This window comes from Lawsonibacter sp., assembly GCF_022777125.1.
Classification (GTDB): Bacteria; Bacillota; Clostridia; order Oscillospirales; family Oscillospiraceae; genus Lawsonibacter_A; species Lawsonibacter_A hominis.
This window is the reverse complement of record NZ_JALFGV010000020.1, coordinates 1-11910: the sequence shown is the minus strand read 5'-3', so window position 1 is coordinate 11910 and position 11910 is coordinate 1. Positions and strand designations below refer to the sequence as shown.

Here is an 11910-nt window from a genome sequence, read left to right as displayed (position 1 = left end):
CAGTCACGCCTCGCTCCAAGGTAAAGCTGGTGGCCAAGATGCTCAAGGCCATCCACGCCCAGGAGAGCAAGAAAGCTGCCCGGGAAAAGGCTAAGGCTGTGGTGGAGGAACTGCGTTCCATGAAACTGAAGGAGGCTGCCAAGAAGGTAGAGGATGGCATTGAGGAGACTCTTACCTACTGCGATTTTCCCAGCGAACACTGGACTCGCATCCGCACCAACAATGTCATTGAGAGGCTGAACCGGGAGATCCGCCGCCGCACACGTGTGGTGGGTAGTTTCCCGGACGGTAACTCTGCTCTGATGCTGGTCTGTGCCCGGTTGCGCCATGTGGCCGGCACCCAGTGGGGCAACAAAAAGTACATGAATATGAAGCACCTGGAGACTGCCGTTGAGGACGCCTCCATTGCTGGCTGACTTCATTCATTCCAGAGCCTGCAAACCAATTTGCGCAAAATCCTTGACACTACCACATGGGGTGCCGTCAAGAGTTATGCGCAATTTATTCTACATTATCTAATGACATTGCCCTCACGGCTGAAGCTTTTTTTCTGCCGCATGTCCGGGAAAGGCACCGGCAGTCTGCGGAGCGTGCCTATCCAATGACCCGGATGTACTTCCATTTCCCGCGCAGAAACCGGATAAGGAAGAAAACGGCGCGTACGATCCAGTCGCAGAACATGGCCAGCCATACCCCCAGCAGCCCCATATTCAGGCCCCAGGCGCAGGCAAAGACATAACTCAGAGCCACCCGGCAGGCAAACATGGAGCACAGGGAGACGGCCATGGTGAACACCGCGTCCCCGGCGGCCCGCAGGGCGTTGGGCATGGTAAAGGACATGGGCCAGAAAAAGATGCTGAACAGCGAAAACCAGCGCAGCACCTGGGCGGCCATGGCGGTGGATTCCATGCTCAGATCGAACAGCGTGACCAGCCACCCGGCCAGGAAAAAGAGGGCGATGTTCATAACTCCCATGCAGACGTAGCAAGCGCGCACCAGCTTTTTGGCGTAGGATACCGCTTGGTCGGTTTCACCGGCCCCCATGCACCGGCCTACCACGGTGATGAGCGCCAGGCCGAGCGCCTGGCCCGGTACGTTGATGACGCCGCCGATGCTGTTCCCAATGGCGTTGGCGGCCACAGCGGCGGTGCCGAAGGTAGTGATCAGATTGAGCACCAACAGCTTGCCGGCCTGGAACATGCCGTTTTCCAAGCCGTTTGGAATGCCGATGAAGAGGATGCGGCGGATCATGTCCCAGCGCAGGCGGAAGCGGAGCAGGCCCTCCACCCGCACCAGGTTTTCCGGGTGGCGGAGCAGCGCCATGATGATGACGGCCGCGGCGATCCGGGAGACCAGCGTACCGATACCTGCCCCGGCGGCCCCCATGCCGAAGCCGAAAATCAGAATGGCGTTGACGGCAATGTTGATGATGTTCACGATGAGGGAGCAGAACATGGATACTTTGCTGTTGCCCATGGCACGAAACAGCGCCGCGCCCGCGTTGTATACCGCCATAAAGGGATAAGCGGCGGCGGTCAGCAGGAAATAGATGAGAGCGCTGGCCATCACAGCGCGCTCCACCTGCCCGAACAGCAGGGAAAGGATGTGCTGGCGCAGAATCAGCGCCAGTACCGTCAGCAGGGTGGAGGCGATCACGGCGGCGTAGAGCAGCTGCTTGGCCGCCGTGTTGGCCTGCTCCGCCTCCCGGCGGCCCAGGTATTGGGATACCACGACCGCTCCGCCGGTGGACAGGGCGGCAAAGATCTGGATCAGCAGCATGTTGAGCCCGTCCACCAGGGACACGCCGGATACGGCCGCTTCCCCGGCGGTGGTCACCATAACGGTATCCGCCATGCCCACCGTCATCAGCAGCAGCTGCTCGATGACCAGCGGGATGATCAGCCGCAGCAGCGCCTGCCGGGAAAACAGCGGCGCGCGGGGCTGTGAGGCAGTCAACTCCATTCCGGTACCTCTCCCTTGGATTTCAGATTTGTGCAGGCCGCCTTACAGCCGGCCCAGATAACGCCGGGCGCTCTCGTTTGCCCTGGCGGACACCTCCGCCTCGTCTACCGTGACCAGCTGCCCCTGCTGCACCACAGGCACGCCGTTGACGATGGTGTAATCCACCGGCCCCTTGAGGCCCACGGTGCCCAGCATGGACATGGGGTCGAACTGGGCGCCGACCAGCTCCAGGCGGTCCAGATCCACCAAAAACAGGTCGGCCGCCCTGCCGGGAGAGAGCTGCCCGATGTCGTCCCGGCCCAGGAGCCGGGCGGAGCCGCGGGTGGCGACCTTGAGCAGTTCGTACCCGGTGGGGGCCTGCCGGCTCCAGGTGAGCCGGTGGAGCAGATAGGCCGCCCGCAGCTCCTCCAGCAGGTTGGAGCCGTCGTTGGAGGCGGAGCCGTCCACGGCCAGCCCGACCGGGATGTCCAGGCGAAGCAGGTCGGGCAGGCGGCACACGCCGGAGGCGAGCTTCATATTGGAGATGGGACAGTGGGCCACGCCGGTGCCGGTCTCGGCCAGGACGCGCAGGTCGCTGTCGTTGAAATGGATGCCGTGGGCATACCACACGTCGGGGCCGGTCCAGCCCAGAGACTGCATGTAGGCCACCGGCCGCAGGCCGAAGCGCTCCAGGGTATACTGCTCCTCGTCCTTCGTCTCGGCCACGTGGGTGTGCAGCCGCACGCCCAGACTGCGGGCCAGGCGCGCGCTTTCCCGCAGCAGGTCCCCGGATACGGAAAAAGGAGAACAGGGGGCCAGCGCCAAGCGGTGCATGGAAAAGCGGGAATCGTCGTGCCAGACCCGCACCAGGCGCTCGGAGTCGGCCAGGATCGCGTCGATGGTCTGTACCACGGAGTCCGGCGGCAGCCCGCCGTCCTTTTTGGACAGGTCCATCGAGCCGCGGGAAGCGTGGAAGCGCATCCCCACCGTATCGGCGGAGCGGAACTGGGCCGCGATCAGGTCTCCGGAGCGCTCGGGGAAGACATAGTGGTGGTCGAAGCAGGTGGTGCATCCATTTTTCAGCAGCTCGCCCATGCCTGCGAGGGAGGACCAGGAGACCACCTCCTCATCCAGGTTCTTCCACACCTCGTACAGCGTCACCAGCCAGGGAAACAGCTCCATTTTCTGTACCTCGGGCAGGTTGCGGGAAAAGAGCTGGTAGAGGTGGTGGTGGGTGTTGATGAGGCCGGGATACACCGCCATGCGGGAGGCGTCGATGACCTGGTCGGCCTGCCGCAGGGCAGGGCCGATGTATTCGATCGCCTGGTCACGGATGAAGAGGTTGCAGCGCTCGTGCAGGGAGTCCTGGTCGTCGCAGGAGACGATATAGCGCGCGTTTTTGATGAGCAGGGTGGACATGGCCGCGCCTCCTTCTGGTTGAGTTGCTTCCATGATACCACAGCAGGGGGCAAAAGGGAAGCGCCGGGGAAGCTTCCCCGGCGCTGAGGCGGCTGAAGAGGCGGCAAGGCCGCTCCAGGCTGTCGAAAAACCCTGCCGTAGGAGCGCTTCGCAGAGCGCCGCCGTCCGCAGACGACGGAAGCAGATGAAATCCAGTCATTTCCGGCGACACAAGGTGAATTGCCCCCGGGGGACCCTTGCCTGCCCCTGCGGGGCAATTTACTTCCGGTCCGCTCCGCTTCGCCTCCGTCTGCGGGCGGCGGAATTCTGCGCGGCGGACGAGGAGGCGGTTTGCCGCGGCGGCAGAGATCAGGAGATGGAGACCACCTGATATCCGGCGTCCTCCACGGCCTTTTTCAGCGCCGCGTCGTCGGCCGTTCCGGTGACCGTGGCGGTTTTTGCCTGCAGGTCCACCCGGGCGGCGACGCCGGGCAGGGCGTTGAGGGCCTGTTCCACGCGGGCCTGACAGTGGGCGCACATCATACCCTCAATGACCATTTTTTTCTCCATAATACGGATTCCTCCATTCGTATGAATTGGTTCACGCGCGGCGGCCGGGGCGGCCGCTGTGGGTTTGAACCGCTTGAGACGCAGGGCGTTGGATACCACGCACACCGAGGAAAGGCTCATGGCGGCGGCGGCGAACATGGGGGAGAGCTGGATGTGAAAGAGGGGATACCACACCCCGGCGGCCAGGGGAATGCCGATGATGTTGTAAATAAACGCCCAGAACAGGTTCTGCTTGATGTTGCGGATGACCTGTTTGGACAGCTCCACGGCGGTCACCGCGTCCATCAGGTCGCTTTTCATCAGCACGATGTCGGCGCTCTCAATGGCGACGTCGGTCCCCGCGCCGATGGCGATGCCGACGTCGGCCCCCGCCAAAGCGGGCGCGTCGTTGATGCCGTCGCCCACCATGGCGACCCGCCTGCCCCCGGCCTGGAGGGCGGCGACCTGCCGCGCCTTCTCCTGGGGCAGCACCTCGGCCACCACATGGCTCACGCCCAGGGCCTTGCCCACCGCTTCGGCGGTGCGCCGGTTGTCGCCGGTGAGCATCACCACGTCGATGCCCAGACGCCGGAACCCTGCTACGGCGGCGGCGCTGGTCGGCTTGGGGGTGTCCGCCACCGCCACCACGCCCAGCAGTTTGCCGTCCTCGGCAAAGTAGAGCGGGGTCTTGCCCGCCTTGGCCAGCTCCTCCGCGATGAGATCAAAGCCCTCGAAGGGGATCCCGGCCTCCTCCAGCATGGCGCGGTTGCCCGCCAGGACGGATTTGCCGTGGAGCCTGGCCGAAATACCCCGGCCGGGAAGGGCCTGAAAATCCGCTACCGGGACCAGGGGGATCTCCCGCTGTGCCGCCTCCGCCACAATCGCGTCGGCCAGGGGGTGTTCCGACGGCTTTTCCAGAGAGGCGGCCACACACAAAAGCTCCTCCGTGGTGGCGCCTTCGTTGGGATAGCAGTCGGTGACCTGGGGCGTGCCCCGGGTCAGCGTGCCGGTCTTGTCCAGCACCACGGTCCGGATGGTATGAAGGGTCTCCAGCGCCTCGGCGGATTTGATCAGGATCCCGTTTTCCGCGCCCTTGCCGGTGCCGACCATGATAGCGACCGGGGTGGCCAGCCCCAGCGCGCAGGGACAGGAGATGACCAGCACCGCCACCCCGGCGGTCAGGGACGGCTCGATGGAGCGTGTGGCGAGCAGCCATACGGCCGCGGTGACGACGGCGATCCCGATAACGGCCGGCACGAAGAGGCCGGCCACCTTGTCGGCCAGCTTTGCGATGGGGGCTTTGGAAGAGGCCGCCTCCTCCACCAGGCGGATCATCTGGGCCAAGGTGGTATCCTCGCCCACGCGGGTGGCCGCGAAGGTAAAGGAGCCGGATTTGTTGATCGAGGCGGCGGCCACCTTGTCGCCGGGAAGCTTTTCCACCGGCAGGCTCTCGCCCGTCAGGGCGGATTCATCCACGGAAGAGCGGCCCTGGGTGACGGTGCCGTCCACCGGGATGCGTCCGCCGGGCCGCACGACGACTTGATCGCCCACCCGCACCTCCTCCACGGGGATCTCCGCCTCGCCGCCGTCCCGCAGCACCATGGCGGTTTTGGGGGCCAGATCCATGAGCCGGGTGATGGCCTGGCTGGTCTTGCCCTTGGAGCGGGCCTCCAGGAACTTGCCCAGTGTGATGAGGGTGAGGATCATGCCCGCGGACTCGAAGTACAGGTCCATGGACCAGCGGTGGACCCGCTCCATGTCCCCGTGCCCCAGGCCCCAGGCGATCTGGAACAGGGCGGCCACGCCGTAGATCATGGCGGCGGCGGAGCCGATGGCGATGAGCGAGTCCATATTGGGCGCACCCTTGAACAGGCTCCGGAAGCCCACCTTGTAATACTTGTCGTTGACGTACAGGATGGGAAGGGTCAGCAGAAACTGGAGAAAGGCGGTCAGGAACACGTTCCGCTCGTCGTGGAAGAAGGCGGGCAGCGGCCAGCCCATCATGTGCCCCATGGCCAGATAGAACAGAGGGATCAGGAAAACGAGTGAGATCACGAAGCGGCGCTTCATCCCCGCCAGCTCTGCTTCCATGACGCGGGCAGCCGGGGCGGCGGGCCCGGCGCCCTGCTTTTCGTCCGAAGCGGGGAGCGCGGCGCCGTAGCCCGCGTCCTGCACCGCCCGGATGATCGCAGAAGGACCGGTCCTGGTGTCGTCATAGTCCACCAGCATGGAGCTGCCGAGCAGGTTGACCGTTACCGCCGCCACGCCCGCTACCTTGCCCACCGCCTTCTCCACGTGGGCCGAGCAGGCCGAGCAGGTCATGCCCCGCACATTAAATTTTTGTTTCAAAGGCAATCACCAGACTTTCCAATGCAAAGAGATGTCACCCCGGTCCGCCGGACGGCCGTCCTTCGGCGTCTCCGGCGGCCATTACGTTAGGATTCGCTCCAAAGCCTTGACAAATTCGTCGATTTTTTCCCCCCGCTCGGTCGCGCTGGCGGCCTCCTGGACGCAGTGCTTCAGATGGGCGGCCAGGATCTCACGGTTGACCCGGTTCAAAATGGCCTCGGTGGCCATGACCTGCTGGGAAATATCGATACAGTAGCGGTTTTCCTCCACCATCCGGATGATACCGTCCATTTGTCCGCGGGCCGTCTTCATCAGACGGAGGATTTTTTGTTCGTCTGCCATCATAACGAGGATCACCCCCCTGGGGTGTAGTATATGCGGTAAACTGAAAAAAGTCAAGCCCCCGCCGTACTGGATACGGCGGGGGCTTGAAAGGGGGAAAGAGGGTCAGGTTGTCTCGTCCACGGCGTCCCGCTCCCGGAAGAGCAGGGAGATGCACCAGATCGCGGCCAGACCCACCAGAGTATAGATGACGCGGCTGAAGGCGCTGGTCTGTCCGCCAAAGGCGAAGGCCACGAAGTCAAATCCGAAAATGCCGATGCTGCCCCAGTTGAGGCCGCCGATGATAGCCAGGACGAGGGCGATCTTGTCGATAATCATGGTATGAACTTCCTCCTCAAATTGAGATACCGACCTTAGTATCACCCGCTGAGGGCGGCTTCATACAAAAATTTTGGATCCATGATGGGAGCTTATCCGGGTGGGCCGCTCAATGCCTCCGCCGGTGCACGGATTGGGATTGGAACAGACGGCTCAGCGCGCCCTGCTTCAGCGCCACGGCTTTTTGGGGACACAGCTCATGGCAGCAGTAGCAGTGGATACAGTTACGGGAATCGATGCGGGCCCGGTGCGCTTCCAGGGTGATCGCCCCGGCGGGGCAGGCGTTTTTGCAGATGCCGCAGCCCACACAGCGCTCGGGCCTGATTTGAGGGGTCTGAGCCATCCAGGACTTGGCCAGCCGGGCCGCGGGGCCGGTAAGCGGCCCCAGAAACTCCATGATATTGGTGCGCACATGGGCTGGGAAGCGGTAGTCCGGGATGCGCAGCGCATCGATCCCGGCCCCTACCAGCTCCACCTCTTCGATGCGGCTGGGCAGGCCCCGTCGCTGGGCGGCCAGCAGCACCGGGTTGCCGAGCCGGGGCAGGCCGATGATCTCTCCGGCCACGATGTCCAGCGCCAGCGGGTTTTCCGACGCCAGGAGCAGCCCCACGGGGCGGGGCGTGCCGGAGGCTCCCGGCCCCTCGCCCTCCATGGCCAGCACCGCGTCCATGAGGTTCAGCCGGGGCGCGGCCCAGAGCGCCAGATCCAGCAGCATGTCGGCAAACTGCCCCTTATCCTGGTGGCTGGCGTGGAACCCCACTTTGGTTACGCCTGGGATCAGCCCGAAGTGGTTTTTCACCGCGCCGGTCATGCTCATAAACAGATGGGTCTTTAGCTTGCATAAGTTGAGGATGCCGTCGCTCTCCACCGCCGGTGCGATAACCTGAGCACTGTGCAGCACCTTTCCTTCGGGCAGGGAGACCTGGCGGGTGGACACGTCGTAGTTGAGCGCCGCGCCGGAGGCCTCTGCGGCGGCCCTCATACCGGTCTTTTCATAGAGGTGGCGCAGCCCGGACTCCAGATAGGGCCCGCCGGGACTGTCGCCGATGACCGCCCTTGCTCCCTGCCCGGCCACCAGCTTCGCCGCCGCGCCCACCACGGCCGGGTGGGTGCTCACCGCCCGCTCCGGCCCCGCCGCCGCCAGAAGATTGGCCTTCAGCAGCAGGGTTTCCCCCGGGCGGGCGAAGCGCCCCATCCCGCCCATCCGTTCAATCAATTCCGCTGTTTTTTCCTCCGCCTGCGCATAATCCGGACAGGCGGCCACAAAAACCCTGCACTCCATGCGTATTCCTCCATCCCTGGGACAGCTGAAGATCAGTATAGCCTGATCTGCGTGGAAAATCAACCGGGGCAGGGAGCATCCGCCTTCCCGGGCGGGACGCACGCTATCCCAGACGGATGCGGTAACGCTCCAGCCAGTGGTTGACCTGCAGAAAGTAGGCGATGGTCTGGGGCACGGTCATCAGCTGGCCGTACCAGGGCGTCTCGGTGCGCGCCTGGAGCAGTTCCATCAGGGCGGCGCGGTCCACGAGCTGGAACAGGGGAGCGCCGGGGATGTCCAGCAGCTCCTGCAGGCGGCGGGAGACCGCCTGCAGGTAGGCGGGGTGATGGGTCTTGGGGTAGGGGCTCTTGTTCCGCCGGAGCACCTCTTCCGTAAGCCAGCCCTCCATGGCCGTGCGCCGCTCCGGAGTGTTGTAGAGCTCCCCGTTGTACACCAGCGCCAGCTCCTCCTCCCCGCGCGCAGCAGCATGGGCTGCGCTCCGCCCGCCGGGTCCATGACGCACAGGCGGGTGTGCACCAACGCCGCCTGAGGCGTCCGATAAAGCCCCTCCTGGTCCGGTCCCCGCCGCTGCAGGGCGGCCTGCATGGCCTGGTACGCCTGCGTACGCGTCTCACAGCCCCGCCGGAATCGATCTATTCCGCGATCCCGCACATAAAAGCATCCCTCCTAAAACGCAAAAAAGCGTCCCTTCCTGTTCCAGAAAGGGAACGCCCTTGTTCCGTCTTAGTATATGCGCCGCCGGGGCTTTGTTTCCTTGTGGACATAAACGGAATTTTTTGGGCCCTCTGCCGAAAAATCGCACAAAAGTCACGATTGTAATGAACGCGGGGCTGTGATAGGATTTTACCATCCTGAAAAGCGAATTGGGGGAGAGCCCATGTCAATCCACGAGGAGTGCGGCGTTTTCGGCGTCTACGACCCGGCGGGGGACTGCGCCCGCACCGCCTATTACGGTCTGTACGCGCTGCAGCACCGGGGGCAGGAGGCCTGCGGCATTGCAGCCATCAACGACCGGGAGCTCTCGTTCCACAAGGATCTGGGGCTGGTGGGGGACGTGTTCAGCAGTTCGATCCTGGACGAGCTGGGCGGTACGATGGCGGTGGGCCACGTTCGTTACGCCACCACCGGCGGCGTGCGCCGGGAGAACGCCCAGCCTCTGACGCTGAAATATGTCAAGGGCACCCTGGCCCTGGCCCACAACGGCAACCTGGTGAACACGCCCAAGCTGCGCACGGACTTCGAGTACCGGGGCGGCATCTTCCAGACCACGACCGATTCGGAGATCATCGCCTATGCCATCGCGCAGGAGCGGCTTCATTGCCCCTCTGCGGAAGAGGCGGTGGCCCGGGCCACCCGCCATCTGCATGGGGCGTTCTCGCTCATCGTCATGTCCGCCCGCAAGCTCATTGCCGCCCGGGACCCCTGGGGCTTCCGGCCGCTGTGCATGGGCCGCCGGGGCGATGCCGTCGTGTTTGCCTCCGAATCCTGCGCCCTGGGCGCCGTGGGGGCGAAATTTGAGCGGGAGCTGGACCCGGGTGAGATCGTCGTGGTGGAAGAGGGCGAGGTGCGGTCCCTCCGGGACAACTGCAAGGGCGCCAGCAGCCACATGTGCATATTTGAATATATCTACTTCGCCCGGCCGGATTCGGTCCTCTGCGGTCAGTCCGTGCATGATGCCCGCCGCCTGGCGGGGCGCTTTCTGGCGAAGGAGCACCCGGTGGAGGCCGACGTGGTCATCGGCGTGCCGGATTCCGGTTTGGACGCCGCCATGGGCTACGCCGAGGAGTCCGGTATTCCCTACGGGGTAGGCCTGGTAAAAAACCGTTACATCGGCCGCACCTTTATCACCCCCGGCCAGCAGAGCCGGGAGCAGGCGGTGCGCATCAAGCTGGGGCCCCTGAAGAGCTGCGTGGAGGGCAGACGGGTCGTGATGGTGGACGATTCCATCGTCCGGGGCACCACCTCCCGCCAGATCGTCAATCTGCTGCGGGAGGCGGGGGCAAAAGAGGTCCACATGCGCTCCTCCGCGCCTCCTTTCATCGCGCCCTGCTATTTTGGCACCGATATCCCGGACAAGGAAAACCTGATCGCATGCAACTATTCCCCGGAGGAGATCCGGGCGATGATCGGCGCGGACAGCCTGGGCTTCCTGAGCCTGGACGCCCTGCACCAGATCGCCCCCGACGCCGCCTGCGGCTTCTGCGACGGCTGCTTTACCGGGAAATATCCCATCGACGTCTAGCGGAAGCCGCAGCGCGCCGAACGGGGCGTACAAGCGTTTTGCCGAAGGCAAAACCTTGGCGCAGGCGGAATTTACTTCCGCCGAGCAGGTAAGTTCAAAGGGGCCCCGCACAATGAAACATTGTGCGGGGAAGTTCTGCGGCGGCTGCTTTACCGGGAAATATCCCATCGAGGCCTGGCGGAAGCCGCAGCGCACGGCGCATGAATCGGGCCTTGACGCAGGGGCGGCGTGCATGTGCGCTCCGCCATGGAAGCGTGCAGATGACCAAGCTCCTGCGTTTGCAGCCGGCTTGTGCAAAAGTTGCATAAAGGATGGGCGGCTGTAGTGTCTGTCCCTGATATTTGCAACAAAGATGCGAAATCCTTCACAAATGCCTTGACAGAACACGCCGGAGGTCGTATACTCAAACCATCAGTTGCGAACGAAGGCGTTCCGACCCACAGGGCGGAGCGCCTTCTTTTTACAGATACCGCCGTATCTGCAAAAACGCCACATCAAACCGGTAATTTCAAGGATGAAAGGGGATACCCGCAATGGCGTACACCAAGGAAGACATCATTCGCATGGTAAAAGAAGAGGATATTGAATTTGTCCGTCTTCAGTTCACCGACATCTTCGGCCAGCTCAAGAATGTGGCCATCACCGCTTCCCAGATCGAGAAGGCGGTCAATAACCAGATCATGTTCGACGGTTCTTCCATCGAGGGCTTTGTGCGGATCGACGAGTCCGACCAATACCTGTATCCCGATCTGGACTCCTTCGTGGTCTTCCCCTGGCGGCCCCAGCACGGCAAGGTGGCCCGCCTGATCTGCGACGTGTACAATCCCGACGGCACCCCCTTCGTGGGCGACCCCCGCGGCGTGCTCAAGCGTGTGCTGGACAAGGCCAGGAAGATGGGCTACGACACCTTCAACGTTGGGCCCGAGGCCGAGTTCTTCCTGTTCCAGACCGACGACGAGGGCAAGCCCACCACCAAGACCAACGACGAGGCCGGCTATTTTGACCTGGGCCCGCTGGACCATGGCGAGGGCACCCGCCGCGAGATCTGCCTGGCCCTGGAGCAGATGGGATATGAGATCGAGGCCAGCCACCATGAGGTGGCCGAGGGCCAGCACGAGATCGACTTCAAGTACGCCCCTGCGCTGGAGTGCGCCGACAAGATCATGACCTTCAAGCTGGCGGTCAAGACGCTGGCGCAGAAGAACGGCCTGCACGCCACCTTCATGCCCAAGCCGATTTTCGGCGTGAACGGCAGCGGCATGCACACGAACATGTCCCTGTTCAAGGACGGAAAGAACATTTTCTTTGACGAGAAGGGCGACAAGAAGCTGTCGGACGACGCGCGCCATTTCATCGCGGGTCTGCTGGAGCACGTGAGCGGCATGACCGCCGTGCTCAATCCCCTCGTCAATTCCTACAAGCGTCTGGTACCCGGCTATGAAGCGCCGTGCTACACCGCGTGGTCGGCTTCCAACCGCTCGGCGCTGAT

At 63.6% G+C, this 11910-nt stretch carries 10 protein-coding genes; 3 read left to right on the top strand and 7 right to left on the bottom strand.

Translation table 11 applies throughout. From position 1 onward, the window contains the following. The coding region (locus tag MR825_RS01925) for a transposase (RefSeq protein ID WP_287878451.1) at positions 1-416 on the top strand (416 nt) is incomplete at its 5' end. A gap of 178 nt (positions 417-594) precedes the next feature. On the opposite strand, the gene MR825_RS01920 is transcribed toward MR825_RS01925, so the two are convergent. The 7 genes from MR825_RS01920 to MR825_RS01890 form a co-directional block, all read right to left on the bottom strand. Continuing rightward, positions 595-1962, bottom strand: coding sequence for an MATE family efflux transporter (locus tag MR825_RS01920; protein WP_186907885.1), 1368 nt, complete (start codon positions 1960-1962; stop codon positions 595-597). A gap of 42 nt (positions 1963-2004) precedes the next feature. Continuing rightward, on the bottom strand, positions 2005-3360 hold the full coding sequence (locus MR825_RS01915) for an 8-oxoguanine deaminase (RefSeq protein WP_287878449.1): 1356 nt from the start codon (positions 3358-3360) through the stop codon (positions 2005-2007). 348 nt (positions 3361-3708) lie between these two features. Beyond that, positions 3709-6237 carry a heavy metal translocating P-type ATPase gene (locus MR825_RS01910; RefSeq protein ID WP_287878447.1) on the bottom strand — a complete coding sequence of 843 codons (2529 nt, stop codon included), beginning with the start codon at positions 6235-6237 and terminating at the stop codon, positions 3709-3711. Between the two features lie 81 nt (positions 6238-6318). Then, positions 6319-6582 carry a metal-sensing transcriptional repressor gene (locus tag MR825_RS01905; protein ID WP_186907882.1) on the bottom strand — a complete coding sequence of 88 codons (264 nt, stop codon included), beginning with the start codon at positions 6580-6582 and terminating at the stop codon, positions 6319-6321. Positions 6583-6684: 102 nt separating this feature from the next. Continuing rightward, on the bottom strand, positions 6685-6897 hold the full coding sequence (locus MR825_RS01900) for a DUF378 domain-containing protein (RefSeq protein WP_256175904.1): 213 nt from the start codon (positions 6895-6897) through the stop codon (positions 6685-6687). A gap of 109 nt (positions 6898-7006) precedes the next feature. Continuing rightward, positions 7007-8179, bottom strand: a complete 1173-nt coding sequence (locus MR825_RS01895; protein WP_287878444.1) for a DUF362 domain-containing protein — start codon at positions 8177-8179, stop codon at positions 7007-7009. Positions 8180-8282: 103 nt separating this feature from the next. Continuing rightward, entirely contained in the window at positions 8283-8612 is a 330-nt protein-coding gene (locus tag MR825_RS01890; protein ID WP_287878442.1) for an asparagine synthase-related protein, read from the bottom strand. 444 nt (positions 8613-9056) lie between these two features. Between MR825_RS01890 and purF the strand changes: the two genes are divergently transcribed. Together purF and MR825_RS01880 are read left to right on the top strand one after the other, a co-directional pair. Beyond that, positions 9057-10421: an amidophosphoribosyltransferase gene (gene purF / locus MR825_RS01885; protein WP_287878440.1), complete on the top strand. Its 1365-nt coding sequence runs from the start codon at positions 9057-9059 to the stop codon at positions 10419-10421. 533 nt (positions 10422-10954) lie between these two features. After that, a partial coding sequence (locus MR825_RS01880) for a glutamine synthetase family protein (RefSeq protein ID WP_287878438.1) occupies positions 10955-11910 on the top strand: 956 nt, incomplete at its 3' end.